The sequence below is a fragment of the Paenibacillus terrisolis genome, from assembly GCF_056171975.1.
This window is the reverse complement of sequence record NZ_JBKFGG010000005.1, coordinates 305,612-330,583: the sequence shown is the minus strand read 5'-3', so window position 1 is coordinate 330,583 and position 24,972 is coordinate 305,612. Positions and strand designations below refer to the sequence as shown.

The window sequence follows — 24,972 nt, the reverse complement described above, 5'->3', positions numbered from 1 at the left end:
GTAAGTCTAGATTATACGATTAATACTGCTTAAGTCTAGAATTCAATTACATTTGGCCGTGGAATGTACGGTTGATAACATCAAGTTGTTGTTCACGAGTCAGCTTGATGAAGTTAACCGCATATCCGGAAACGCGGATGGTCAATTGTGGATAGTTTTCCGGATGATCCATAGCGTCGAGCAGTTGTTCACGATCAAATACGTTGACGTTCAGGTGATGAGCGTCGCTGCCGAAGTAGCCGTCCATCATCGATACGAGGTTGGATTTACGAACATCTTCGTCTTTACCCAGTGCTTTAGGCACGATGGAGAAGGTATTTGAGATGCCGTCCAAGCTGTGTTCATATGGCAGTTTAGCTACGGAACTCAAGGAAGCAAGAGCACCTTTCTTATCGCGGCCGTGCATTGGGTTAGCGCCTGGAGCGAACGGTTCGCCTGCTTTACGTCCGTCAGGTGTAGTACCCGTTTTCTTACCATATACAACGTTCGAAGTGATAGTCAAGATCGATTGTGTCGGCAATGCATTGCGGTAAGTTGTTTGTTTGCGGATCATGCTCATGAATTTCTCAACCAGATCAACCGCGATTTGGTCAACACGATCGTCGTTGTTGCCGTAGCAAGGGTATTCGCCTTCGGTTACGAAGTCAACGGCGATGCCGTTTTCGTTGCGGATGGCTTTTACCTTCGCGTATTTGATAGCGCTCAAGGAGTCGGTTACAACGGACAGACCGGCGATACCGCAAGCCAGCGTACGGAGAATGTCACGGTCATGCAGCGCCATTTCGATACGTTCGTAAGCATATTTATCATGCATGTAGTGAATAACATTAAGAGTATTTACATAAAGCTTAGCCAGCCACTCCATCATAGGAACGAAACGTTTCATCACTTCTTCGTAATCCAGATATTCGGAAGTGATCGCCGGATATTCAGGACCAACTTGGGAACCGTATCTTTCATCCTTACCGCCGTTGATTGCGTACAGCAGGCATTTAGCCAAGTTTGCGCGAGCTCCGAAGAATTGCATTTGTTTACCGATGCGCATTGCGGATACGCAGCAAGCGATGCCGTAGTCGTCGCCGTAAATCGGACGCATCAGATCGTCGTTTTCGTATTGAATCGAGCTGGTTTCGATCGAAACTTTAGCGCAGAATTGTTTGAACGCTTCCGGCAATCTTTCGGACCAAAGAACCGTAAGGTTTGGTTCCGGAGCAGGACCCAGGTTTTTCAGGGTATGCAAGAAACGGAAGCTGTTCTTGGTAACGCGAGTAACTCCGTTTACGGACATGCCGCCAATGGACTCAGTTACCCAAGTCGGGTCGCCGCTATACAGTTCGTTGTATTCAGGAGTTCTCAGGAACTTAACGATCCGCAATTTCATAACGAAATGGTCAACCAGTTCTTGAGCCGATTCTTCAGTCAAAACGCCTTCGGCAAGATCGCGTTCGATGTAGGCGTCAAGGAAGGAAGATACGCGGCCAAGGGACATTGCAGCGCCATCTTGTTCTTTAACGGCTGCCAAGTAACCGAAATACAGCCATTGGAAAGCTTCTTTAGCGGTATTTGCAGGTCTTGCAATATCAAAACCGTACATTTCGCCGAGTTGTTTCAATTCGCCCAAAGCGCGGATTTGTTCGGACAGTTCTTCGCGAAGACGAATCACGTCAACGTCCATCACGTCAACTTCGAGTTCTTTATGTTCTTGTTGCTTTTGTTTGATCAGGAAGTCCACGCCATACAGTGCTATACGACGATAGTCGCCAATAATACGACCGCGGCCGTAGGCATCTGGCAAACCAGTGATGATACCGGTATGACGGGCATTTCTCATTTCTGCAGTATAGGCATCAAATACGCCTTGGTTATGTGTTTTGCGAACATTGGTATACAGGTCTACGATTTCTTCCGGCAATTCAAAGCCGTAAGCTTTACAAGCCGTAATAACCATTCTTACGCCGCCGTTAGGACGGATCGTGCGTTGGAAAGGAGCGGAGCCTTGTACACCTACGATTTGTTCTTTGTCCTTGTCCAAAAAGCCAGGAGCGTGGGAAGTAATTGTGGATGGCGTATTTACGTCAACATCCAGCACCCCGCCGGCTTCTCTTTCTTTCTTGGACAGATCGGATACGATTTCCCACAATGCTTTGGTGTTCGCCGTAGCACCTTTCAAGAAAGATTCGTTACCTTCATAAGGCGTGATGTTCGTATCGATGAAATCCTTGGTGTTAACCTCTTTCATCCATTTGCCCGGTTTAAAACCTCTCCATGCGTCTTGCACTGCCGTTGTTTCTTTTTCCATCACCGACATCTTTATTCCCTCCATATATATAGTTTGAAGTACGCGGTTTGAAGGATATATCCCGCGCCTCATGATCCCTTAAAATTTGTGATACTTTTCACAACTTTGACAACAATTGTGAACAGCACGTGTTCCGAATCCTTTTCCATCATAAATCTATGAGGGATCATTTATACTGTAATAATAGCTCAACCACCATAAAAAGAGTGTGACAAATATCACTCTAAGTGATATTTGTCACTCTTCTCGACTTACCTGTTCACTTATTCTTCAAATCTTCCATAGAATGCGTCGCGGTACACATCAGCCAGCTCGGTGACCAGCGGCAGCTTAGGATTTGCTGTGGTGCATTGGTCTTCAAATGCGCGGTCAGCAAGTTCCGCTACGCCGGCTTCGAATTCTTTCGCGTCGAAACCAAGTTCTTGGAAGGTTTCCGGCATGCTGAGTTTTTTGTTCAGGTCGCGAACCGCTTTGATCAAGCTCTTCACGCCTTCTTCGGTCGTACGAGCCGGCAGTCCCAGAATGCGGGCGATTTCGGCGTAACGTTCGTCGGCTACAAAGTTCGTGTATTTAGGCCATGCGGCAAATTTCGTAGGTTTCTTAGCGTTGTAGCGGATAACGTGCGGCAGCAGGATCGCGTTGGTACGACCGTGCGGCGTATGGTATTTACCGCCCCATTTGTGCGCCAAGCTGTGGTTGATGCCCAGGAATGCGTTGGCAAATGCCATACCGGCAAGTGTCGATGCGTTATGCATTTTTTCACGTGCCAGTTTGTCGGCTTGCAATGCCGATTTTTCCAGCCATTCGAACACGAGTTGGATCGCTTTGATCGCGAGACCGTCCGTGTAGTCGTTAGCCATTACCGAAACATAAGCTTCGATGGCGTGAGTCAGAACGTCCATACCGGTGTCGGCAACGGCCGCTTTCGGCAAACTGTATACGAACTCAGGGTCGATAATTGCAACGTCCGGAGTCAACTCGTAGTCAGCCAAAGGATATTTGGTGTTGCCGTTGGTTTTGTCGGTAATAACCGCGAACGAGGTTACTTCCGAACCTGTACCCGAAGTCGTAGGGATCGCAACGAATTTCGCTTTTTGACCCAGACGAGGGAATTTGTAAATCCGTTTGCGGATATCCATGAATTTTTGCTTCAGGTTGTGGAAATCGGTTTCCGGATATTCATAGAACAGCCACATGCCCTTCGCGGCGTCCATTGGCGAGCCCCCGCCGAGTGCGATGATGCAGTCCGGCTGGAATCTTTCCATCAATTCTCTACCGCGTTCAACTGTCGTTGTCGATGGATCCGGTTCAACGTCCGAGAATACTTCGATCGCTACCGGAGTTTGGCGCTCACGCAGATAATGTTCTACTCTTTCAACATATCCGAGTTTCACCATCACAGGGTCGGTAACAATCAGGACACGCGTGATATCAGGCATTTTGGCAAGATATTGAGTCGCGCCTTTTTCGAAGTAGATCTTGTTCGGTACTTTAAACCATTGCATATTCACGGTACGACGGTTCACCCTTTTCACGTTGATCAGATTGATAGCCGTTACGTTCGACGATGTCGAGTTGCGTCCGTAAGATCCGCAGCCCAGAGTCAGCGATGGCAGGTTCGTATTGTAGATATCGCCGATACCGCCTTGCGAAGAAGGTTGGTTTACCAGGATACGGCAGGTAGGCATAGCATCGGAATATTTTTGAATGATTTCTTCATTGTTCGAATGGATGACCGAAGAGTGACCCATGCCGCCGAATTGAACAACTTCCAGAGCGCGTTCGATGCCTTGATCCGCATTTTTCACTTTGTAGCATGCCAGCACAGGGCTCAGTTTTTCGGCGGAAAGCGGAAATTTCGGACCTACGCCTTCGATTTCAGCAACCAGAATTTTCGTTCCGGCCGGAACGTCGATCCCGCACATTTCGGCGATCTTTGTAGCCGATTGGCCAACAATCGCCGGGTTCACCGCGCATTTATCGGCAATGATTGCGCCTGCGGTCAATTTTGCAGCTTCGTCTTTATTCACGAAGTAGCAGCCGTTGGCGATCATTTTCTTTTTCACTTGGTCGAAGATCGGTTCTTCAATAATAACCGCTTGTTCGGAAGCGCAGATCATGCCGTTATCAAACGTTTTGGAGAGAATCAGGTCGTTCACCGCTTGGTCCAGATCGGCAGTCTTTTCAATGAAGCAAGGCACGTTACCAGGGCCTACGCCGAGAGCCGGTTTGCCGCAGCTGTAAGCCGCTTTAACCATAGCGGATCCGCCGGTTGCCAGGATACAGGCAATGTCTTTATGATTCATCAAAGCGTTTGTACGATCCATCGACGGATTTTCGATCCATTGGATGCAGTCCGCAGGAGCGCCATGCTTAACGGCAGCTTCGAGCAGGATTTTCGCAGCTTCGGTGCTGCAAGATTGGGCGGATGGATGGAATCCGAAAATGATCGGGTTGCGAGTTTTGATCGCGATCAGAGATTTGAAGATCGTTGTCGAAGTCGGGTTGGTTACCGGAGTAATCCCCATGATGATGCCGACCGGTTCCGCGATTTTTTGGAAGTTGTCGTAAGAGTTGTCTTCGATCACGCCTACCGTCTTATCGTTCTTGATGCTGTGGAAAATGTACTCGGTTGCGAACATGTTCTTGATGATCTTGTCTTCATATACGCCGCGACCCGTTTCTTCGATTGCCAGTTTCGCGAGGTGCATATGCTTGTCAAGCCCCGCCAAAGCCATCGCTTGCACAATGTTGTCGATTTGCTCTTGATCCATGTTCATGAAAGCTTCGGATGCTTTTTTCGCCTTGTCGATCAAGCCTTGGATGTAATCTTCTGCAGTTGGCTGAACTTTCGTCACCACTTCGTTCTTAACGGCCATTTCTCTCATCCTCCTAAGATTTAGAAAGGTTCAAACCAGTAAGCGTGAAGGAAAATTGTAATAGTGAAAATTTTCACTTACTTGTCTGCCCTTACGAAGCTTTGCGCTTCTCTTTATGGATTTATCATAGCATACGGGTCTTAACTTGTATAGTGAATTTTTTCACATACTTTAAATAAAGTGAAAATTTTTCACTTGCCATGTGTTTTTTTTCAATTATACTTTACATGTGGAGAAAGGCATGGCAGAATTTTGACGAAATCCAAAAAACGCTGTCGTTCCTTGTCTAATACCCTACTTTAGCAAGTTACAAAGTGAATTTAGTCACAATGTTGAAATTTCGACACTTTTTCAGGCTTAAGAGCCACCCCAAAATCAAATAATCGTTATATAATTAATTTAAAATTTTCAGAAAAATTTGGAGTACAAAGGGGAAATCAATGATGAGTGAAATCGTAAATGCCACCCTGCCCCGCGGCAACACCAGCTGTTTTACAGAGCAAAACTTCAACCGCCTTCTCGTCACCATGAAAGACAAAGCATATCCTGAGGGGACGCATTTGTTCTGGGAAGGTGATTTTTCCGATAAACTGTTTTATATCAAACGCGGTCGCGTGAAACTGACGAAATCGACCGACGAAGGCAAGGAACTGATTTTGTACATGTATGGACGTGGAGACATGGTCGGCCAAGCCGATCCGTTCTTCAGCACCAAACACAGCTTTACCGCGGAAGTGATCGAAGACAGCGAAATCGGCGTCATCGAGCAAAAAGATCTCGAAATCATGATCTGCCAGCATTGCGATTTCGCCATCGACTTCATGAAATGGATGGGAATCCATCACCGCTTAACTCAAACGAAATTCCGCGATTTAATGATGTACGGCAAACCGGGCGCTCTCTGCTCCACGCTGATCCGCCTCAGCAACACGTATGGCGAACAGCATGGCGATACGGTTCTGATCAACAAAAAGATTACGCACACCGACTTGTCGAACATGATCGGCGCCACACGCGAAAGTGTTAACCGTATGCTCAGCGATTTGCGGAAAAAAGATGCCCTGGAATATGAAAACGGGATGATTGTGATCAAAGACCTTGTGATGCTGCAGGACATCTGTCACTGCGAGCTGTGCCCAAATGAAATTTGCCGGATCTGACGTACGGAATTCGCGTCATTTCCGGGGGTGCCTATAGCAAAACCGTCCTCGGAAGCGAATGGACGGTTTTTTGCTGTGCCTATGTATGGTAGTGTTAGTGAGCGAACTCTAAACTTTGGCGTGTTGGGAAGCCATGCCTATGGGGCATCAGCCGCTGTTAAAGCCGTGTTCCTGCGTGAATTTATATTGGATTGGAACACGGCTTTAAAGGCGGCCCGTATACTTTTCGCCCATAGGCCCGGCCTCTTCTGTGCAACTGTGAGGAAACCGCAGCGCTTGAAAGGCGCCATATCCGCAGCGCCCCAGAAGCGATCGCCTCACCATTTATCGCATTGATCCAATCAAAAATCGGCGATCCACACCTGTCCTTCTTCCACCTTTACCGGGAATACCGGAACCTGACCATTGTCGGGGGCCTGAACCGATCCCGTAGTTAAATCGATTTTCCAATCGTGCAGCGGATCATACAGGTAATGCCCTGATACGATTCCCTCTGCCAACGGCCCGCCCTTCGGATGCGGACTTTGGTTCAGCACCGCAAATACCCGGCCGTCCGAAACGCGAAAAACCGCCACCTGCCGGCCGCTGAGATCGACAACCCGGCCGATTTGCACCAAAAATTCCTCCAAAGCTCCCGCCAGACGATAGATTTCTTTGCCTATTTCACTGCTCATGCGCCGTTTTCTCCCTTCCGTTCTTTCGTCATGCACCATACTTCCTTCAAACGCCTTTACAGCCGTTCGCCCATTTCAAGGCTGTGAAACATTTTGCCGCTACCGGGCTCGTCTTGCAGCATCTTTTTCCAGGGATCGGACACTTGCTTCAAAGCAAATTCGATCCGTTCCGCCAATGCTTTACGGGCTTCAGAATCGTCCACGACAACCGATTTGATGTGCTCCAAACCGAGCCGCTCCACCCACTCCGAGGTTCTTTCCAGGTAATTTCCCGTTTCCCGGTAATACTGCATAATGGCTCCGCACAGCTCAATAAGTTCTTCGTCGGTTTTTACTTTGCAGAGCGAGTCGGCAAGGCGCGCCTTAATTCCTCCGTTGCCGCCGATAAAAATCTCCCATCCGCCGTCGTTGCCTACGATGCCAATGTCCTTCGTACACGACTCGGCGCAGTTGCGCGGACAGCCGTTGACCGCCATTTTGAATTTGGCCGGAAAATCAAGCCGTTCGAATTTGCGTTCCAACAGCGCGCCCATTCCCATCGAATCCTGAGTGCCGAAGCGGCAGAACTGCGAGCCTACACAGGTTTTAACGGTGCGCAGCGATTTGGCGTATGCATACCCGGACGGCATAGCGAGCTCTTCCCACACCTTCGGAAGATCCTCTTTTTTCACTCCGATCAAATCCAGCCGTTGCCCGCCTGTGACTTTGACGACTTTGACATCATATTTCAGCGATACGTCGGCGATTTTCTTCAAATCCTCCGGCGTCGTCACACCGCCGTACATCCGCGGAACGACGGTATAGGTTCCGTCTTTCTGAATATTGGCGTTCATGCGCTCGTTGACGAAACGCGATTCTTTCTCGTCCTCGTGGGTATCCGGGTAAATCATCCCGAGATAATAGTTGATCGCCGGGCGGCATTTGGAACAGCCCTCCGGCTGAGTCCAGCCAAGGACGTTCATCACTTCCTTGGTCGTCCGCAAGCCTTTGGCATTGATCTCTGCAACGATCTCATCCCGGCCAAGCGTCGTGCAGCCGCAGATTCCCTGTTTGGCCGCCGACTTGAATCCGTCGCCAAGCACATACTGCAAAATCTGCTCGACAACCGGTTTACAGCCGCCGCAGGAACGGGTCGCCCCGGTGCAAGCCTTGATCTCGTCCACCGTGGTCAATCCCTGATTGGTGATAACGTCCACGATCGTGCCTTTCGTTACGCCGTTGCAGCCGCAAACAATTTCGTCATCGGGCATCGTTTCCACCGATTTTTCTTTTTTCCCGGCGGTACATCCCGAACCCATCAAGGAAGCATAGAGTTCATCCGTCATCTCGGCGTTTTGCCGGATCAGCTTCTGCAGCTCGGCCGAATCGGAAATATCGCCAAACAGCACGGCCCCAACCAGATGATTGTCCTTCAGCAATATTTTCTTGTACATGCGTTTCCAATCGTCTTTGCTGCTGATCATCGTGTGCTCGGGTCCATCGATAAATTCTCCGGTGGAGAACACATCCACCCCGGAAATTTTGAGCTTGGTCGAAACGACCGATCCTTCATACGGAGTTGTCTCCACACCGCTGATATGCTTCGCCAGAACCATGCCTTGCTCAAATAAAGGCGCTACGAGCCCATAGCACACTCCCCGGTGCTCGGCACATTCCCCAACCGCATAAACGTTTTCCATAGAGGTTTGCATATAATCGTTCACCGAAATTCCCCGGCCTGTTTCAATACCGCTTTCTTTCGCCACCGCGATGTTTGGCTTGATACCGACGGCCATGACGACAAATTCGGCTTCCAGCGCCGTGTCGTCGGCAAACCGGAGCCCACTGACCCGCGAATCGCCAAGCAGTTCGACAGTCTGAGCGCCCATTTTGAATTTGATCCCTTGCCGTTCAAGTTCGGCCTGCAGCATGGACGACGCTTGACGATCCAACTGGCGCTCCATCAAATCTTCCATCAAATGGACTACGGTTACGTCCATTCCCAGTTCGACAAGTCCTTTGGCCGCTTCCAGTCCAAGCAATCCCCCACCGATGACGGCTGCCTTCCTGCAGGTTTTGGCTGCTTCCAACATGCTTTGGCAGTCGGCGATATCGCGGAAGCCTACGACACCTTCTTTATCGCTGCCCGGGATCGGAAGAATAAACGAATTGGACCCGGTTGCGATCAGCACTTTGTCATAAGGCACTCGCATACCGTTATCCGCCAAGACTTCTTTTGCCGATTCATCGATTTTTATCGCCGCAGTTCCTGTGTGAAGCGTAATCCCGTTGTCACGGTACCAGTTCAGATCATTCAGTACGATATCATCCAGCGTTTTGCTGCCTTCCAGTACGTAAGAGAGCATAATCCGGTTATAGTTCGGGTACGGTTCGCTTCCGAACACGGTAATATCGTATTTCGAGCTTAACTTTAAAATCTGCTCTACGGCGCTGATTCCCGCCATGCCGTTGCCGATCACCACAAGCTTTTCTTTGTCTATTCCCATTGTCAGTAGTGCCTCCTTCAGTATAGGCTTATTCCTATCGATAAAAGCTGCGCCATCCTATACCGAAAGTGTACCTATCAAAACAGGAGCCATTTGTGATTCCAGGCACTTTAAATGTGAATGAATTCACAAGAATTGTCGAAATCATTTTCCATTCCTATTGAAAAAAATACAAAATTTTGCTCAAGGTTTCGCCCGGCCGGGAACTTCCGCTTTGCTCTGCCCACTGCCGCCCGTTTTCACATAAACCAAAATGACATCACCCGCCTGAAGGGGAGTATTCCATTTTGCCGGCGGCAGTTCCCGTTCATTCAGCTTAACGCCCCATCCCAACGCGGAATCCAGCGAAACGCTGCCTACCGACTCGATCGCGTCCTCTTCCGCAGTCAGCACAACGGTCCCGCTGCTTATTAATGCATCCCTTACGGTATTTCCGTCCATGTAATCGAAGCGGAGGCTGCGCGTCATATCGGGAACGAAAAAACCTCCGTCAATATCCAAAGTTATTTCCGGCTTCTCGGCCTGGACCTGCTTTTTCATCGCTTCCGGAGGCATCTGGCTTGGAATCGGCTGATCTTTTGCGCAGGCGGTACAAATCCACACCATCATTAATGTCATAACAATCCATAATTTTGTGTTTGCGCTCATTGCCGCCACTGCCTTTCCTCCGGTGAGTGTTGTTTTTGCCGCCAGTTGCGTTTTCGCTTAATCCCATTTTCCCTTAGGGGGATTAAGAATATTCCAAATGCCGCCGTAAAAACTTGTCAGGGCGCAAAAGAGGCCTCCCCTAAAGCGGGAAGGCCTCCTTAACGTCTAACTATATAAATTGAATCAAAGATTGAATACGTATAACGGCAGCCGTGTGAAATATTCTTTCGATCGCTATTGTTCCCGGATTTCATGGATTTATTTAATTCAAATGGAGTGACATCCGGTCACAAAGGCGAACGAAGCCTATGCTTAAAGGTGCAGCTTTCTTTCAGAAAGCTTTTCGCTTCTGCCAGAACATTTCACACTCTTGCCAAGCTACTTTTTCATGGATTCAACTTATATAGACGTTATTTGTCTTATTTATTTAAGTATGTCGTGATCCACGTAACGCTCGCCATTAAGTTCACTAATCAGTTCGATGGCCACCTTCGCGCCGTCTCCGGCGGTGATGATCGTATGGACGCTGACTCCGGCTACAGTTCCCGCAGCCCAAATCCGCGGCTTGCTTGTATGTCCAAATTCGTCGGTAGCGATTACATTTTTGATCCGCGGTTCCCGGCCTTCCTTCAATTCCAGCCCGATATGGCCGGCAAGCTCGGTAAGGGCTCCGGTTGCCAAAATAATATGGGAAGCCTCATAGCTGCGGCCGGATTCCGTTTTGACGGTTACTTTCGTGCCGCCGTTCGTATCGATATCCGACACTTTCTCTTCGATGAATTTGGCTCCGAATTTCTCCGCTTGCTCCCGTCCGATCGCCAGCAAATCCGGACCGGTAATGTCCTTAGCCCCATAGTGGTTCTCAATCCAAGCCCGCTTGGTCATGCTGGCGTTGCTGTCCAGAACCAGGGTTTCTTTCCCCGCTTTTGCCAGGAATAAAGCTGCGCTAGCTCCTGCCGGTCCTGCTCCAATTACAATTACCTCAGCCACAAGTACACCTACTTTCAATAATATTCATGCCGCTTCCGTCACCAAAAACGGCATGTGGTCTACTTAATCCATTCTTCGGCCCAAGTCTGCACCTGATCCATGACCGGGCGAAGCGCTCTCCCCTTTTCGGTCAACTCGTATTCGATTCGAACCGGCGTTTCAGGATAAACATGGCGAATCAAAATGCCTTCGCATTCCAAATCCTTCATCCGCTCCGACAGCATCTTATCGCTCATGGAAGGAATCTGATTTGAAATATCCTTGAATCGTTTCGGTCCGCTCAATAAGGTTCGAATGATCAAACCGTTCCAGCGTTTTCCGAGAAAAGAAAAAGCCGATTCAAAACGCGGACACATCGCTGTAGACTTCTCATCCATAAATGTTCACCTCTTTATTGTATAGAAACCAGCTTCTATATAAGTCGAATGGAAGAACCCATATAAAAGCTTACGTTTAGTTAGTATATTTCATATTAGCATATTTCTATACAAAAAGTATAGGCCAAATACCGAACGCCGTTTCGATTTTAAAAAAACGGCCGCCTCAGGGCAGCCGCTTTTCGAGTTGCGTAAGAGCTGTATGCTCAACTTCCTCTACTAGTATATTGCAGGTTTTGTAGGTTATACCCACCACATTTCGCCGGCGGAATCCTCCATCAGCACCTGCTGCAAATTGCGAACCGCTTTGGTAAAGCCTTCCTCGATCGACATCAGGCCGTCCTCGTGTTCGATGCTGACCGCGTAGTCATATCCATACAAACGGAGGGCGCTGATAATGTCCGCCCAAGTTTTGAGATCGTGGCCGTATCCGACGGTACGGAACTGCCAAGCCCGGTCCTGCATATTTGAATAAGGCTGCATGTCGGTGACGCCGTACCGGCTAACGTTGATCGGATCGATCGTAGTATCCTTTGCATGAAAGTGATGGATCGCGCCGGCGCGGCCAAGGATCGAAATCGCTTGGACGGGATCAATGCCTTGCCACCACATATGGCTTGGATCCAGGTTGGCGCCGATCACTTCACCGGCGGCTTCGCGAAGCCGAAGCAGCGTTGCCGGAGTGTGGACGGAAAATCCGCCGTGCAGCTCCAGACCGATTTTTACATGATGATCGGACGCAAATTTACCCCACTCCGTCCAGTAAGGAATAACTTTGTTTTTCCACTGCCAATCGAGAACCTCCTGAAAATCGTTCGGCCATGGGGCCACCGGCCAGTTCGGGTATTTGGCGTCTTCATGATCGCCGGGACAACCCGAAAATGTATTAACTACAGGAACTTCGAGCAGTTCGGCGAGTTCAACGGTTTTTACGAACACGTCGTGAAATTCTTTCGCGATCGCTTTCTGCGGATGCAGCGGATTGCCATGACAGCTAAGGGCGCTGATGATCAGGCCGCGGGATTCCACGGCGTTCTTGAAGCGATCTCTGGCCGCTTTATCCGAGAGCAGCACATCCGGATTGCAATGCGCGTTGCCGGGATGTCCGCCCGTGCCGATTTCCACTGCCTTCAATCCTTGTGCCGCCGCGATATCCAGCGCCTCTTCCAAAGGACGTCCGCCGAATAATACCATGAATACTCCTAACTTCATCTTGGTTCCTCCTAAAAAGTTTTGTGAGCGTAAGCATCTGAGTGTATTCTTCGGACAAAACTTGCATCGGAAGCATACGCTTAGTTTTGTATACAGGCCTAGTCAAAATAAACGGTTTGCCCGGTTTTGGCCGATTTATAGATCGCTTCGAGAATCTCCGTAACGACCAGCGCCTGCTCCGGTTTAACGAGCGGTTCCTTGTCTTCCAGAATCGCTTCCACCCAGGCTCTGGCTTCCCGGTCGGCATCCCTTTCCTGCTTGCCGTCAAAGAATGCCACGCCTCCGGAACCCATATCGACTTTCGTCTCATAGAGGCGGCTGAATTTCTCGCCGTTGATCCGCAGGCCGTTCGTCATGTCCGCGCCGGCTTCAGTTCCGCACAGCAAGGTTTTGGCTTCGCCGAACTCAGCTACGTTAAGCGCCCAGCTGGATTCCAATACGATGGTCGCGCCGTTTTTCATAGTAATGAAGCCGAACGCGGAATCCTCAACCTTAAATTGCTCCGGATCCCACGGTCCAAAAGCGTTCGCCGCGTTTTTGCGGTTCCCGAGCTTATGAAATACCGAACCGGTGACGCTTTTCGGCTCGTAATTGTCCATCAGCCACAGGGTTAAATCAAGGGCATGCGTACCGATGTCGATAAGCGGGCCTCCGCCTTGCTTCTCTTCGTCCAGGAATACGCCCCAAGTCGGGACGGCGCGCCGTCTCAGTGCCAGCGCCTTGCCGAAATAAATGTCGCCGAGCTCCCCGTTCTCGCATAGCTCCTTCAAATACAAGCTGTCGTTGCGGAAACGGTTCTGGTAAGCGATCGACAGCTTTTTCCCGGTGCGTTTGGCCGCGTCCAGCATTTGCCGCGCCTGCTCCGCCGTTTTCGCCATCGGCTTCTCGCACATTACGTGTTTGCCGGACTCCAGCGAGGCCACCGTAATTTCGGAATGGGAATCGTTTGGCGTGCATACATGCACTACTTCAGCATCAGTTTCCTTCAGCAATTGGCGAAAATCCGTGTAGACTTTGGCTCCTTCGGCGCCGTATTCCGCCGCGGCTTTGGTCGCCCGCTCCTCGATAATATCACAGAAGGCCACCAATTGAACCTCCGACAGCTTCGAAAGGCTAGGCAAATGCTTACCGTTCGCAATCCCTCCGCAGCCGATAATCGCAACTTTTACCGTCTTAGACATCGATTCTTCCTCCTTCTTTGGCGTAAGCACGCAGCCATTCCATGCTTACGGCAATGCTGTCAAGGGAATTCCCCGCGCAATAGTCTTGTTCGACAATCAGCCACTTCACTCCTGCTCCGATGGCGGCATCGGCAATGGATTGCACGGCGATTTCACCCTTTCCAAGCTCAACCGTTTCCGGAGAACCGTCTTCTTTCGTGATCACATCTTTCAAATGAAGGAGCGGCAGCCGGTCGCGATATGTCACGATGTATTCCAGCGGATCGGCTCCGGAAAAGGCTACCCAGCACGAATCCAGCTCAACTTGTATTTTTTCGGCCGGAATTTCTTCATAAATGACGTCCAGGACGGGTTTGCCTCCGAGCAGTTGGGTCAATTCGAAATCATGGTTGTGGTAGCATAAAACCAGTCCTTCTTCAGCGCAGCGCTCGCCGATCACTTTCAGATCCTCGATTACCTCATACCAGCGGCCCCGCTCTTCCGGCGCCAGATAAGGGAACACAAGATAACGATTCCCGATCGCCTTGCTGAACGCGATTTCTTCTTCCAGCGCATCTTTCAGCCGAGCGTACGGGGTATGAGCGCCGATGACGGCCAAGCCGGTTTCTTTCAGAATCGCTTGAACCTGCTCAGCCGTACGTCCAAAATAACCCGCAAACTCAACGCCTTGGTAACCAAGCTCGGCTACCTTGCGGAGCGTTCCTTCAAAATCGCGTTCCATGTGATCCCGAACCGTGTAAAGCTGCAATCCTACTTGTACCATTACAATCACCTCAAATTATTATTTTTTGTTTCATCAAAAATGGAATTCGGTCAGCGTGATATGGCGGGCCTCCTGCGAGGATTGCTTGACCGCATGCATCGCTTCCAGCACATGATGCGCAAGCCTGCCGCTTGCCCGGTGTTCCCGGCCTTCCAGAATCGCTTTGGCCATTTCTTCGACGCCTCGTCCCCGCTCGTTCTGCCCGCTGGGATATACCGGCGGAAGCAGCTCACGTTCGCTCGCTCCGGGGCGAGTTATCGTGACGTCGCCGTTAAACCAGTTCGGATCGGGAACATGCAGCGTCCCTTCCGTCCCGTAAATTTCAATCCAGGGCAGCGAGCTTCCGCCCGGGATGTCGAAGCTCATGATCATCGTGCCGATGGCCCCTCCGGCAAAATCAAGGGTCGCGCTGTAATGGGTCGGCGTATCCACCGAAATTTCCGTACCGGTTTTAGGTCCGGTTTGCACAAAACGCGGCGCGATTTGAATTTCCGCAGAGCCGCTGACTCGTGCAATCGGGCCAAGCAGTTGTACGAGCGCCGTCAGATAATACGGTCCCATGTCAAACATCGGGCCTCCGCCATCGACATAAAAGAATTCGGGGTTCGGATGCCAGGCTTCCGGGCCCGATCCCATCATAAAAGCTGCAGCTGCAACCGGTCTGCCGATCAGTCCGCCTTGAATGGCCCGGCGGCTCGTCTCAATTCCGGCCCCAAGGAAGGTATCGGGCGCGCAGCCGACGCGCAGATTTTTGGCTTCAGCCAGATCCATCACTTGCTTGGCATCCGCAAGCGAAATCGACAGCGGCTTCTCCGAATAGACGTGTTTGCCGCTTTCCAGCGCGGCCAGATCAATCGCCGCATGGGAGGAAGGCACCGTCAGGTTGAGAATGATATCGATTTCAGGATGCCGAAGCATTTCCTCCACCGTGTATACGTTTTCAACTCCAAATTCCTCGGCCCGCTCGCGAGCCTTCTCGGGCAGCAAATCAGCTACTGCGGCCACTTTCACAATCTCGCTTTGTCCCAAATACTTCAAATAGGCCGGACTGATATTTCCACAGCCTATCATGCCGATGCAGATCTCGGTCAATAGCATCACTCCTGTGAAGCAGTATATTATTTTGTAGCCGATCAACTACAATCCCATGGTATTTCAAATTGCCGCATTGTAAAATGAATAATATGATTAAAACATGAACAATCTGGTCATTATTTTTGTCAGCCACTGGGGGACGCTTCATGAGCGAAAATCAAAACATGCAAATTTTGTTTGCCGGTTATTCCGTGCATCGCAAGCCTTATCACAGTTATCAGGCAAACGGCATGGGCCACTATCTGATTCGGCTGCAAACCTCCGGCAAATGCCGCACCCGTCTGGGCGGCCGACTTGAACTGCTGGAACCGGGAGACCTGCTTCTTTTTGGGCCGGACGAGCCTTACGAACTGAAAATCGAAGCCGAGGAAAACGGAATTGGCGAAAATACGATCTCGAGCGGAGATTACCACATCTTTGCGATGGGCGAATGGATCGAGTCCTGGTGGAAGCGGCGGACCCGCCCCCAGCGCATCAAAATCCCGCTGTCCGAAGGAATCATCGGAGCTTTTCGCCAGATCATGCTGGAGCAGCGGAGAATCTCCAATCCTTCTCCGGAAATCGCCGAGTACTATTTGAAAATATTATGCATGGATATCGACCGCAATCTGCTGCAGCAGCCTTTGCCAAGCTATCCGACTTATCTTGCCCATCGGATCAAGAACTATATCGAAGAAAATGCCGCCTCTCCCTTCAAGTTGGAAGATGCGGCTTCCCATGTCGGCATCAGCGTCTCGCGTGCCGTGCATCTGTTTAAGGAAGTATTCGACACCAGCATCATTCAATATACGCTGGATGTACGGCTAAACATGGCCCGCGAACGGATTATTTTCAGCCCGCTGTCGCTGGAGGACGTCGCCGAAAGCTCCGGCTTTCCGAGTTACAACTATTTCCACAAAGTATTCCGTAAACGATATGGCATGTCGCCAAAGCAGTTTCGGCAATCGGCCCGAGGGGTCTGAGGCCAAAAAACGCCGCTTTCGTCAACGCGTTTGACGAAAAGCGGCGTTTCTCATATGTCAGTTCATTTCGGATACGGAGGAATGATTGTCAACCATCCGGGATTTTCGTTTTTTCATCCAGGTTCCCAGCCCGACGATCGCCAGGACGACTACAAGCTCGAAGCCGTATTTGATGAACCCTGAGGTGAACCAGTCGTGAATTAGCGGTTCGGCGACGATCATCTTCGACGCTGTCCAGGCCAGAACCGCCGCGCCGATGGTGATGACGATCGGGAAACGTTCCGTCAGCTTCAAAATCATCGTGCTGCCCCAAACCATGATCGGTACGGAAATGGCAAGCCCGACGATCACCAGGGTCACGTCCCCATGCGCGGCTCCGGCTACGGCAAGCACGTTATCCAGCCCCATCATCGCATCGGCGATAATGATCGTGCGAATGGCCGCGAGCATACGGTTGCCCGCCTTGATCTCATGGCTTTTCTCGTCAACCAGGAGCTTATAGGCGATCCAAATCAAAGCCAGTCCGCCCGCCAGACGGAGACCGGGGATGTTCAGCAACTGAACGACCAGCACCGTCATGATCACCCGAACGACGATTGCCCCTACCGTCCCCCATAAAATCACTTTTTTCTGATCGGCCTTCGGCACATTCCGCGCGGCAAGCCCGATGACGATCGCGTTATCGCCGGCCAGCACAAGGTCAATCAACACGATGGACAATAACGCGGTCCAAAACTCCACTGCAAATAAATCCATATTCTCTCCCCTTCCCATAGGTTTGATTTACCATGCAGTGGGCCCATTTTTCCAAAAAACCGGCTGCGGTTCTCTGAAGATTCTAAAATATCGGCCCTTACGGTGAGGCCTCATTCTTCGAATCTATAAAAAATGCGCCGTGTCCATATTGGGCACGACGCAAAAATCGCATCAAAAAAGACCTTTACCCAATACTCGCGACGGGCAAAGGTCTCGCTAACAACGGATTCGTTGCCAATAAAGCCGGGGTATGTATATCCCGTAATGACGACTTTATTGTTACAAGCTACTCCCCTTTGGGAACCATGCATGTTTATTTAAATTTATTATAGCATGCGCTATTTCATAAAGCCAGATTTATATGAAATTGGGAAAACAGCCTGTCGCTGCCGTTTGGGATTTGGCGGGAAAAACGCTATAATGGAACCGAATACTTTAGATTTTAAATTTCGTCATATTGAATGGAGGGATTATAGATGAGTACAACGCCATCTTCGGGCTTGGAGCTGGCTACTTTTGCCGGCGGCTGCTTTTGGTGCATGGTATCGCCATTTGAAGAACTGCCCGGCATCCACGGAATCGTCTCGGGTTATACCGGCGGACATACGATAAATCCGACATACGAGCAAGTGTGCGCCGGAGGCACCGGCCATTACGAAGCCGTCCAAATCACGTTTGATCCGGCGGTTTTCCCTTACCGGAAGCTGCTGGAGCTGTATTGGCAGCAAATCGATCCGACGGATGAAGGCGGGCAATTTCACGACCGCGGCGATTCTTACCGGACGGCCGTATTTTATCACAATGACCGGCAGCGGCAGGAGGCGGAACTGTCTCGTCTTGAGCTCGTGAACAGCGGTCGTTTCGACAAGCCGATTGTCACTCCGATCATCCCGGCCTCGCCTTTTTATCCCGCGGAGGAATATCATCAAGGGTATCACCGGAAAAATCCGGGCCATTACAAACGGTATCGCAAGGGCTCGGGACGGGAAGATTTTATCGAGCAGCATTGGTCCGGACCCGAGGATAAGGAGGAACTGAAACGCCGTCTGACGCCGATCCAATACGAGGTCACGCAAAACAGCGCCACGGAGCGACCGTTCACCGGCGAGTTTTGGGATCATACGGAGGAAGGCATCTATGTTGACATCGTTTCGGGCGAACCTCTGTTCAGCTCCACGGATAAATACGACGCAGGCTGCGGCTGGCCAAGCTTTACCCGCCCACTTCGGGATTACAACGTCAAGGAAAAGACCGATACCAGCCATTTCATGATTCGGACCGAAGTGCGCAGCCGCTCGGGCAATTCCCATCTCGGCCATCTCTTCGACGACGGGCCCGAGCCGACGGGACTTCGCTACTGCATCAACTCCGCCGCCCTTCGCTTCGTTCCGAAGGCCGATCTGGAAAAGGAAGGGTACGGAGAATACTTGCCGCTGTTCGAATCACGGTGAATATAAAGCGGAGAGCTTTCTTAAGGCTAATCAGCGAAAGGGAACAACCAATTCGTTATTCCCTTTCATGCGCAAAAAAACGCAGGCGAATATTATTCGCCTGCGTTTTTTCGCTGTCTTACCGTTCCATCATTCCGTCTTTCGTTTCTTGCTCCTGCCCGGCTTTTTTTCTGGCCCGGAATCGCCGCACCTTCATTAGATTGCCGCAGGTTTTATCCTCGCAGTATTTTTTGGTCCGGTTCCTCGTATCGTCGTAAAAAACCCACCGGCAATCCGGATTGTCGCAAACCCGGACCCGCCGGGGTTCTCCTTCCAGCAGGGTTTGCGCGAAACCGGAGGCAACCTCCGCCATTACCTGATCCCAATCCTCCCGGAGCGGGATAAGCTCCATGCGGCGCTCACCCGTTCCTGCCGCGACCCGCCGGTAAACCGCCCCTTTCTCCATCGCCCCATTCAGCCACCGCCAATCCTCTTCACCCATCGACCCGCCTTCGGCCGCTTTGTCCGCCAGATCATGCAGCCGTTCGCGGAAAGCTTCCATCCGCTGCAGTTCCTCCGGCGCAGCCGGAACGGAAGCCGTCAATCCCCAATCGCGCAGCAGACGCGACTGCCATTTGACTTGTCCGAGCCGGTCCTCCGAGCGGCCGCTCCCGCGCCAGTCATGCCATTCACTGTTAATAAAATCACTCCAAAGCGTCTCCAAGTCCTTCAGCTCCTACTGCCATCATGCGTAACTATCTATTTGCAAAATAAGTGGTTACACTCATGTTTAATATATGTTACAATCCCATTGTAACCCTTTAAACCGTAATTAGCCAGTTACCTTATTAAGGAGGATGAGTACGTGAGCGTAAGCGCAACCGACCTGCTTCTGCTGCAAAAAGGCAATACCTGGGAAGTCGAGGAATGGATCGTCCCTTTATCCACGGCGCTGGAAGGCGTTACCGCCGAACAGGCCGCTTGGCAGCCGCCCGGCGGAGGCAATACGATCCGGCAAACGGTCAGCCATATCAACTACTACAACAAACGCATTCTCAGCCGTTTAAATCACATCGATCCCGGAGCTGGCGCCGAAACCAACGAAGAAACGTTTAACGAACCGGGAGAACCGCTGGATGCGGGAAGCTGGAATGAAATGCTTGCCGAAACGAAGCGGATTGCTCTGGGGCTGCACGAAACGATCGCCGGGTTGACCGAAAGCGATCTGGAGGCGCCTTATGCCGCAACCTCCGAGCCTACCGGGCGCGAACTGTCGCGCTGGCTGCTGCATGACGCCTATCACGCCGGTCAAATCGTGCTGATCCGCAAGCTGCAGGGTTCGTGGAGATCTTAAGGCAAAAAAACGGCTCGAGCTTAAGCTCGAGCCGTTTTTTCCTTAACCGGGTACGGCACACGGAGAGGCGACAAGCCGCCTTGACCGTAATGAACCGTCCACGTAATCATCTTGCCGGCGATCAACACCGCCATTACTGTATACATGGTTTCCTTGAGTGGCATATACAAGAGTGAAATCGTCAGCACAACCGCATCCATCATGATGAACACCGTGCCGATTTTTATTCCGGACCATTGGCTGATCAGCGTGGACAAAATATCGTCTCCGCCGGTAGCCCCGCCGGCCCGCAGTACGAGGCCCGCTCCGATTCCCGTCAGAAAACCCGAGAGCAGCGCCGCCAGCGGCAAATTCGCATGCAAATCCATGGTCAGCGGCGAGAATTTCTCGCATAATTCATAAAATGCCGAGAATACCAGGGAAGCAAACAACGTGTTCACTACAAATTGGGGCCCTTTCAGGAACAAGGCCACCGCAATCACCGGAACGTCAAGCACGATCATCGACAGCGCCGGCGGCAGATTAAACAGGTATTTGCCCAACAGAGCAAGCCCGACAAAACCGCCTTCCGACAATCCGTTTTGAAAATTGATATGATAATAAGTAAACGCCAGCAAACATGATCCGAACAACATGGTTAACAACTGAACACCATTAACTTGCCATCCTGTTTTTTTCCTCATTCGGAATCCCTCTTATCGCAGTTTGGTTGACCTCACGGCAACACCCTACGGAGAAGATCCTAGAGGACTTCGTCCTTCGCATCATCACACGCCTCTTTCGCAGGGTTATTGGCCGTAAACCGACACGCCGCGAAAGAAGCTAAGTATAAGAGAGATCACAACGTTTCCAAATCGTCCTTTGGGAATTCGTCCTTCGGGAACTCATGGTATCCTGATCCTTTCCATTTGATTTTCTTCTATTCATATTATACCACAAAGTCATTCATGACTAAAATCGCTTCTTTTGTAAAAAAGATCAATGTCCGCGATGCAGCAACCGGTTGACGGTTTCTCTTCTTACGCCGATCAGCTGGCCGATCTCCTCCTGCGTCAAATAATCGGTTAAAGGAGCCCCATGAGCATGCTGGCCCAGCCATTTCGTCAGCAATTCCAGACGTTCCGCCGGCGTGCCGACGGTCAGGTGATCAAGCCGCTCCTGCATAAACCGGACCTTCTCTTGCAGCAGCCTCGCCACCTCCAGCGGTTTTTTCGGATCCTCCTCCAGCTCCCGATACCATTTTTGCGCGGGGATAGCCTCCACTTCGCTGCGCATCAGCGCCGTCGCCGTGCCGTGGGTCTCCTTCGGCGAAATCAGGGAATGATGAGGAACGGTCTCGCCCGGATACAAAATGTTGAACAACACGATATTGCCGTTCTCGTGCAGGCGCGTAACTTTGAACAGCCCGCTTTTGACGTGGTACAGATATTCTCCTTCATCGCCTTGATGGAACAAGACTTCTCCCTTATGCAAAATCATTCTATCTCTCCATTCCCCATTAATTGCTGTTAGTCCTATTATAGCAAAAATCACCATCGACTTCTTTCGCGGCTTTTTTCCGCAAAAGCCCCGCCGCAAGCGGCAATTGGGACAATTAACCATTGCATAGCGAACATGCATTCGGTATATAATGAGAATATACGTTCGGTTTTAACGACAAGCAGGAGTGAACATCATGTCCCGTGAACGCACGATTTTTTTAATTGACGGCCAGTCCTTTTATGCTTCGATCGAAAAAGCGGCTCATCCGGATCTGCGAGATAAGCCGGTTGCGGTGGGCGATCCAAGCCGGAAGTCGGGCATTATTCTGGCGGCCTGTCCCCTCGCCAAAGCCCGCGGAGTCACAACCGCCGAAAGGGTTGGGGAAGCTCTTTCCAAATGTCCCGATTTGACCGTAATTCGCCCGCGAATGCAAACCTACATTACGGTATCTCTATTTATTACCCAAATCTTCGAAACGTTCACGGATCAGGTCGAACCCTATTCCATTGACGAGCAGTTTCTCGACGTGACGGGCTCCATCGCTTACTTTGGCCCGCCGGAAGAAATGGCCCGCCAAATTCAGCAGCGGGTTCTTTTATCGACGGGGGTATGGACCCGGTGCGGAATTGGCCCTACCAAAGTATTGGCGAAGATGGCCACCGATAATTTTGCCAAAAAGAGCCCGGAGGGTATTTTCAGACTGGACAACAGCAATATGGAATCCGAATTATGGCCTTTGCCGGTCAACCATCTGTTTATGGCGGCATCGCGGATGACCCGGCATTTCAACCGGATGGGTCTGCGCACCATCGGCGATATCGCACGTTTGGAACTGAGGGATTTTAAGCGGCGCATGCGGTATGAAATGGGAAAGCAAAGCGATATTCAGGCCGAATATTATTGGCAAACGGCACGGGGGATCGATCCCAGCCCGGTCGTCTCCGGGATCCGCAACAAGCTGAAATCCGTCAGCCACGGCAAAGCCCTCCGAAGCAGCCTGTATCATCGTCTTTCGGATATTGAAGTCGTCCTGCTGGAACTGGTCGTCGAGGTTTGCCGCCGCTGCCGAAAATGGGGGTACCTCGGCCAGGTCGTATCCGTGGGAGCCGCAGAGAGCAATGGACAACGGTCTTCATCGTTCCATCGGCAAATCACGCTTCAGCATCCTACCTCCCTCTCTTCGGAGGTTGCGGTGGCCGCCCGGCAAATCTTCAAAAAATATTGGCAGGGTATGCCGATAAGCCATCTGCACATTTCCCTTTCGGAGTTGTCGGACGACAACGTGCTTCAACTGACTCTTTTTGAAGATCGGATTAAAGCCTACGGGTTGGAGCGAGCCGCCGACAAAATTAAGGACAGATACGGCAGCGACGCCATCATGAGAGCTTCGTCTTTATTGGAATCCGGTGTAGCCCGGGAAAGAGCGGAACAGATTGGAGGTCATTACAAATGAGCAAACTGGACGGCAATGAGCGTTGGAAATCAAAAATGCTGCTCACCGAACATCAGGAGCAGTACGAACACCGCAGCGGCCCCCAGATAGGCCAGCGCCCTACGGAAGATGAGCTGGTTATGATCCGCGATTATATTCTGCTGCCCTACATGCTGAGCATGGTTCAAAAAAGCATCGACGACCTTGAGAACAACGCCAATCTTTTGAAGCAGCTTTATCTCACTGCGGGCCGGGTGGTCAAAGGTAAAATCAGCGACGATTTATACCGGCTGCGGCGCGAGCTTGCCAAACGCAACATTAAAGTCTTCAGCGACGAACAGGTAGATCTGATCGTCTACCACCGGTTTATTTGCAGAGGTTACGAGGAGCGTTTTGGCATCGTTCGCGACGTTGTACGCTCGGAGATCAGCATTCGCTTGTCCAAATACATTAAAGAAATCGTGGAGCGGTTGTCCCATGAAGCTCCATAAGTTTAAATAACGATTCCGCCAAGATTAGCCGTGTGAAATGTTCTTCCGATCGCTATTGTTCCCGGGTTTCTATGATCATATAAATTAAGCCTGTTTATAACTCTTTCCCCATACAGAGGCTGGCTTCGCTGTCGACATAAGGTTCATACCGGTCGATTTCCTTATACCCCAATTTCGTGTACAGCCCTACAGCCTCCGGTTGGTTCAGGCCGGTCTCCAGAATGGCCCGCCGCTTGCCTTCTTCCCTGGCCCACGCTTCGAGAGCGGTGAGTACGGCTTTCGCGATTCCCCGGCCTCTTGCGTTGTCCAGCACAAACATTCTCTTGATTTCAACGACGTCAGGGTCAGTCATCTCCCGATAACACCCGCATCCGGCGGGATGGCCGTCCAGATAAGCAACCACAACCTTGGCGTCGAGCTTGATCTTGTTAAAGGGAACAAAGTTCTGCTGCGTATCCGGATACCGGCTCCACAGATCCAGGTCCAGCTGTTCGATCAAACGCCCAAAATCCGGGTCGCCGGGAACCGTTCTTTTCAAGTCGGTCATTGTCATTGCGGCACGCTTCCCCCTCTTCTCTTAAATATCACAATGATATCCCGGGAGGCTCCTTGGCTCTGGCTGGTGTCAAAGCAGGAAACCAGCTCCCAGCCCTGCTGGCCGTAACGGTTCAGTTCCCTTTCGAACTCACCTTCGTCTATTTTCCCTCCCAAAAATCCGCCGGTTTTGAATTTTAACGTTTGATATTCCCATTGTTCCATGGTGCATGTTCCTTTCCGTATAAGGTCTGCTCGTTCGTCCAAATCGCAATATGTTCAATTCTCATCGTACGCCTCTTTCTTGGTTTAGTGGAAATGCTTACGGTAGCCTTCTACCTTCTCGTCGCGGAATCCTAATTTCTTGTAAAATTGGTGAGCTTCTTTTCTTTGTCCGCCTGAAACAAAAATCATGTAATAGCAGCCCAGCTCCTTGGCCATGGCTTCCATTTCCAGCATCAGCTTCGTGCCGGCCCCTTGTCTCTGTGCCCGCTTCGAAACGATCACGTTCTCAATGACCATAAACGGCTTGCATTCCCCAACAAAATCCTGGCAAACGATCCCCATGAGAGAACCGACAAGGCCCTTCTCGCCGTAAGCACCCAAAATCATGTAGCTGTCGTTGTCCACGATAGATTGATAGGCAGAGACTAGCTTGTCATAATTCGTCGTACCCTCAATCAGTTCATTATACAGCAGGCAGAGATCGGGCAAATCTTCAAAACCGATCGGCTTGATAGTAACCATACTGCACACTCGCTTTCATT

24 protein-coding genes are annotated in these 24,972 nt (G+C 50.8%); 6 read left to right on the top strand and 18 right to left on the bottom strand.

Annotated elements, in window-relative coordinates; all coding sequences use genetic code 11:
* Window positions 1-46 precede the first annotated feature (46 nt).
* Window positions 47-2,308 carry a formate C-acetyltransferase gene (pflB, locus tag ACI48K_RS06830; RefSeq protein ID WP_475026812.1) on the bottom strand — a complete coding sequence of 754 codons (2,262 nt, stop codon included), beginning with the start codon at window positions 2,306-2,308 and terminating at the stop codon, window positions 47-49.
* 254 nt (window positions 2,309-2,562) lie between these two features.
* Window positions 2,563-5,178, bottom strand: coding sequence for a bifunctional acetaldehyde-CoA/alcohol dehydrogenase (gene adhE, locus ACI48K_RS06825; protein WP_475026811.1), 2,616 nt, complete (start codon window positions 5,176-5,178; stop codon window positions 2,563-2,565).
* A gap of 443 nt (window positions 5,179-5,621) precedes the next feature.
* Between adhE and ACI48K_RS06820 the strand changes: the two genes are divergently transcribed.
* On the top strand, window positions 5,622-6,338 hold the full coding sequence (locus ACI48K_RS06820) for a Crp/Fnr family transcriptional regulator (protein WP_475026810.1): 717 nt from the start codon (window positions 5,622-5,624) through the stop codon (window positions 6,336-6,338).
* A 341-nt stretch (window positions 6,339-6,679) separates the two neighbouring features.
* Here the strand turns inward: ACI48K_RS06820 and nirD are convergent, their stop codons facing one another.
* From nirD to ACI48K_RS06775, 9 genes are all read right to left on the bottom strand, one after another.
* The gene (nirD, locus tag ACI48K_RS06815; protein ID WP_475026809.1) at window positions 6,680-7,012 is read right to left on the bottom strand and encodes a nitrite reductase small subunit NirD; all 333 of its coding nucleotides are present in this window, start codon (window positions 7,010-7,012) and stop codon (window positions 6,680-6,682) included.
* A 56-nt stretch (window positions 7,013-7,068) separates the two neighbouring features.
* Window positions 7,069-9,498, bottom strand: coding sequence for a nitrite reductase large subunit NirB (nirB, locus tag ACI48K_RS06810; RefSeq protein ID WP_475026808.1), 2,430 nt, complete (start codon window positions 9,496-9,498; stop codon window positions 7,069-7,071).
* A gap of 183 nt (window positions 9,499-9,681) precedes the next feature.
* Complete coding sequence (locus tag ACI48K_RS06805; protein WP_475026807.1) at window positions 9,682-10,155, bottom strand: hypothetical protein; 474 nt, start codon at window positions 10,153-10,155, stop codon at window positions 9,682-9,684.
* A 414-nt stretch (window positions 10,156-10,569) separates the two neighbouring features.
* Window positions 10,570-11,136, bottom strand: coding sequence for an FAD-dependent oxidoreductase (locus tag ACI48K_RS06800; RefSeq protein WP_475026806.1), 567 nt, complete (start codon window positions 11,134-11,136; stop codon window positions 10,570-10,572).
* Between the two features lie 59 nt (window positions 11,137-11,195).
* Window positions 11,196-11,513 carry a winged helix-turn-helix transcriptional regulator gene (locus ACI48K_RS06795; protein WP_475026805.1) on the bottom strand — a complete coding sequence of 106 codons (318 nt, stop codon included), beginning with the start codon at window positions 11,511-11,513 and terminating at the stop codon, window positions 11,196-11,198.
* A gap of 243 nt (window positions 11,514-11,756) precedes the next feature.
* Window positions 11,757-12,725, bottom strand: coding sequence for a sugar phosphate isomerase/epimerase family protein (locus ACI48K_RS06790; RefSeq protein WP_475026804.1), 969 nt, complete (start codon window positions 12,723-12,725; stop codon window positions 11,757-11,759).
* A 98-nt stretch (window positions 12,726-12,823) separates the two neighbouring features.
* Window positions 12,824-13,906, bottom strand: coding sequence for a Gfo/Idh/MocA family protein (locus ACI48K_RS06785; RefSeq protein ID WP_475026803.1), 1,083 nt, complete (start codon window positions 13,904-13,906; stop codon window positions 12,824-12,826).
* The gene (locus ACI48K_RS06780) at window positions 13,899-14,669 is read right to left on the bottom strand and encodes a sugar phosphate isomerase/epimerase family protein (RefSeq protein ID WP_475026802.1); all 771 of its coding nucleotides are present in this window, start codon (window positions 14,667-14,669) and stop codon (window positions 13,899-13,901) included. The genes ACI48K_RS06785 and ACI48K_RS06780 overlap by 8 nt, the downstream gene beginning before the upstream one ends.
* 33 nt (window positions 14,670-14,702) lie before the next feature.
* Window positions 14,703-15,761 (bottom strand): Gfo/Idh/MocA family protein, encoded by a 1,059-nt coding sequence (locus ACI48K_RS06775; protein WP_475026801.1) that lies wholly within the window; start codon window positions 15,759-15,761, stop codon window positions 14,703-14,705.
* Between the two features lie 149 nt (window positions 15,762-15,910).
* Here ACI48K_RS06775 and ACI48K_RS06770 point away from each other — a divergent pair, with 149 nt between their 5' ends.
* On the top strand, window positions 15,911-16,726 hold the full coding sequence (locus ACI48K_RS06770; protein WP_475026800.1) for an AraC family transcriptional regulator: 816 nt from the start codon (window positions 15,911-15,913) through the stop codon (window positions 16,724-16,726).
* Between the two features lie 57 nt (window positions 16,727-16,783).
* On the opposite strand, the gene ACI48K_RS06765 is transcribed toward ACI48K_RS06770, so the two are convergent.
* Entirely contained in the window at window positions 16,784-17,482 is a 699-nt protein-coding gene (locus ACI48K_RS06765; protein WP_475026799.1) for a TerC family protein, read from the bottom strand.
* A gap of 476 nt (window positions 17,483-17,958) precedes the next feature.
* Between ACI48K_RS06765 and msrB the strand changes: the two genes are divergently transcribed.
* On the top strand, window positions 17,959-18,933 hold the full coding sequence (msrB, locus tag ACI48K_RS06760) for a peptide-methionine (R)-S-oxide reductase MsrB (RefSeq protein WP_475026798.1): 975 nt from the start codon (window positions 17,959-17,961) through the stop codon (window positions 18,931-18,933).
* 118 nt (window positions 18,934-19,051) lie between these two features.
* Here the strand turns inward: msrB and ACI48K_RS06755 are convergent, their stop codons facing one another.
* Window positions 19,052-19,636, bottom strand: coding sequence for a CGNR zinc finger domain-containing protein (locus ACI48K_RS06755; RefSeq protein WP_475026797.1), 585 nt, complete (start codon window positions 19,634-19,636; stop codon window positions 19,052-19,054).
* A gap of 141 nt (window positions 19,637-19,777) precedes the next feature.
* Between ACI48K_RS06755 and ACI48K_RS06750 the strand changes: the two genes are divergently transcribed.
* Entirely contained in the window at window positions 19,778-20,266 is a 489-nt protein-coding gene (locus tag ACI48K_RS06750; RefSeq protein ID WP_475026796.1) for a DinB family protein, read from the top strand.
* Window positions 20,267-20,286: 20 nt separating this feature from the next.
* Here the strand turns inward: ACI48K_RS06750 and ACI48K_RS06745 are convergent, their stop codons facing one another.
* Together ACI48K_RS06745 and ACI48K_RS06740 are read right to left on the bottom strand one after the other, a co-directional pair.
* Entirely contained in the window at window positions 20,287-20,949 is a 663-nt protein-coding gene (locus tag ACI48K_RS06745) for a YitT family protein (protein ID WP_475026795.1), read from the bottom strand.
* Between the two features lie 295 nt (window positions 20,950-21,244).
* Window positions 21,245-21,745, bottom strand: a complete 501-nt coding sequence (locus ACI48K_RS06740; protein WP_475026794.1) for a Crp/Fnr family transcriptional regulator — start codon at window positions 21,743-21,745, stop codon at window positions 21,245-21,247.
* 196 nt (window positions 21,746-21,941) lie between these two features.
* Here ACI48K_RS06740 and ACI48K_RS06735 point away from each other — a divergent pair, with 196 nt between their 5' ends.
* Together ACI48K_RS06735 and ACI48K_RS06730 are read left to right on the top strand one after the other, a co-directional pair.
* Entirely contained in the window at window positions 21,942-23,201 is a 1,260-nt protein-coding gene (locus ACI48K_RS06735; RefSeq protein ID WP_475026793.1) for a DNA polymerase IV, read from the top strand.
* Window positions 23,198-23,671: a YhjD family protein gene (locus ACI48K_RS06730; RefSeq protein WP_475026792.1), complete on the top strand. Its 474-nt coding sequence runs from the start codon at window positions 23,198-23,200 to the stop codon at window positions 23,669-23,671. Before ACI48K_RS06735 ends, ACI48K_RS06730 begins: the two co-directional genes overlap by 4 nt.
* A gap of 94 nt (window positions 23,672-23,765) precedes the next feature.
* Here the strand turns inward: ACI48K_RS06730 and ACI48K_RS06725 are convergent, their stop codons facing one another.
* The 3 genes from ACI48K_RS06725 to ACI48K_RS06715 all read right to left on the bottom strand — a co-directional run bounded on the left by ACI48K_RS06725 (window position 23,766) and on the right by ACI48K_RS06715 (window position 24,952).
* A complete protein-coding gene (locus tag ACI48K_RS06725) occupies window positions 23,766-24,224 on the bottom strand; it encodes a GNAT family N-acetyltransferase (protein WP_475026791.1) in 459 nt (152 codons plus the stop codon).
* Window positions 24,221-24,430, bottom strand: a complete 210-nt coding sequence (locus tag ACI48K_RS06720; protein WP_475026790.1) for a DUF4177 domain-containing protein — start codon at window positions 24,428-24,430, stop codon at window positions 24,221-24,223. Before ACI48K_RS06720 ends, ACI48K_RS06725 begins: the two co-directional genes overlap by 4 nt.
* A gap of 84 nt (window positions 24,431-24,514) precedes the next feature.
* Window positions 24,515-24,952, bottom strand: coding sequence for an N-acetyltransferase family protein (locus ACI48K_RS06715; protein ID WP_475026789.1), 438 nt, complete (start codon window positions 24,950-24,952; stop codon window positions 24,515-24,517).
* Window positions 24,953-24,972 lie beyond the last annotated feature (20 nt).

Excerpts from the sequence above, each read along its gene's own strand:
- pflB (WP_475026812.1), bottom strand. The coding sequence starts at position 2,308 with ATGTCGGTGATGGAAAAAGAAACAACGGCAGTGCAAGACGCATGGAGA.
- adhE (WP_475026811.1), bottom strand. The coding sequence starts at position 5,178 with ATGGCCGTTAAGAACGAAGTGGTGACGAAAGTTCAGCCAACTGCAGAA.
- ACI48K_RS06820 (WP_475026810.1), top strand. The coding sequence starts at position 5,622 with ATGAGTGAAATCGTAAATGCCACCCTGCCCCGCGGCAACACCAGCTGT.
- nirD (WP_475026809.1), bottom strand. The coding sequence starts at position 7,012 with ATGAGCAGTGAAATAGGCAAAGAAATCTATCGTCTGGCGGGAGCTTTG.
- nirB (WP_475026808.1), bottom strand. The coding sequence starts at position 9,498 with ATGGGAATAGACAAAGAAAAGCTTGTGGTGATCGGCAACGGCATGGCG.
- ACI48K_RS06795 (WP_475026805.1), bottom strand. The coding sequence starts at position 11,513 with ATGGATGAGAAGTCTACAGCGATGTGTCCGCGTTTTGAATCGGCTTTT.
- ACI48K_RS06790 (WP_475026804.1), bottom strand. The coding sequence starts at position 12,725 with ATGAAGTTAGGAGTATTCATGGTATTATTCGGCGGACGTCCTTTGGAA.
- ACI48K_RS06785 (WP_475026803.1), bottom strand. The coding sequence starts at position 13,906 with ATGTCTAAGACGGTAAAAGTTGCGATTATCGGCTGCGGAGGGATTGCG.
- ACI48K_RS06780 (WP_475026802.1), bottom strand. The coding sequence starts at position 14,669 with ATGGTACAAGTAGGATTGCAGCTTTACACGGTTCGGGATCACATGGAA.
- ACI48K_RS06770 (WP_475026800.1), top strand. The coding sequence starts at position 15,911 with ATGAGCGAAAATCAAAACATGCAAATTTTGTTTGCCGGTTATTCCGTG.
- ACI48K_RS06765 (WP_475026799.1), bottom strand. The coding sequence starts at position 17,482 with ATGGATTTATTTGCAGTGGAGTTTTGGACCGCGTTATTGTCCATCGTG.
- msrB (WP_475026798.1), top strand. The coding sequence starts at position 17,959 with ATGAGTACAACGCCATCTTCGGGCTTGGAGCTGGCTACTTTTGCCGGC.
- ACI48K_RS06745 (WP_475026795.1), bottom strand. The coding sequence starts at position 20,949 with ATGAGGAAAAAAACAGGATGGCAAGTTAATGGTGTTCAGTTGTTAACC.
- ACI48K_RS06740 (WP_475026794.1), bottom strand. The coding sequence starts at position 21,745 with ATGATTTTGCATAAGGGAGAAGTCTTGTTCCATCAAGGCGATGAAGGA.
- ACI48K_RS06735 (WP_475026793.1), top strand. The coding sequence starts at position 21,942 with ATGTCCCGTGAACGCACGATTTTTTTAATTGACGGCCAGTCCTTTTAT.
- ACI48K_RS06730 (WP_475026792.1), top strand. The coding sequence starts at position 23,198 with ATGAGCAAACTGGACGGCAATGAGCGTTGGAAATCAAAAATGCTGCTC.
- ACI48K_RS06725 (WP_475026791.1), bottom strand. The coding sequence starts at position 24,224 with ATGACAATGACCGACTTGAAAAGAACGGTTCCCGGCGACCCGGATTTT.
- ACI48K_RS06720 (WP_475026790.1), bottom strand. The coding sequence starts at position 24,430 with ATGGAACAATGGGAATATCAAACGTTAAAATTCAAAACCGGCGGATTT.
- ACI48K_RS06715 (WP_475026789.1), bottom strand. The coding sequence starts at position 24,952 with ATGGTTACTATCAAGCCGATCGGTTTTGAAGATTTGCCCGATCTCTGC.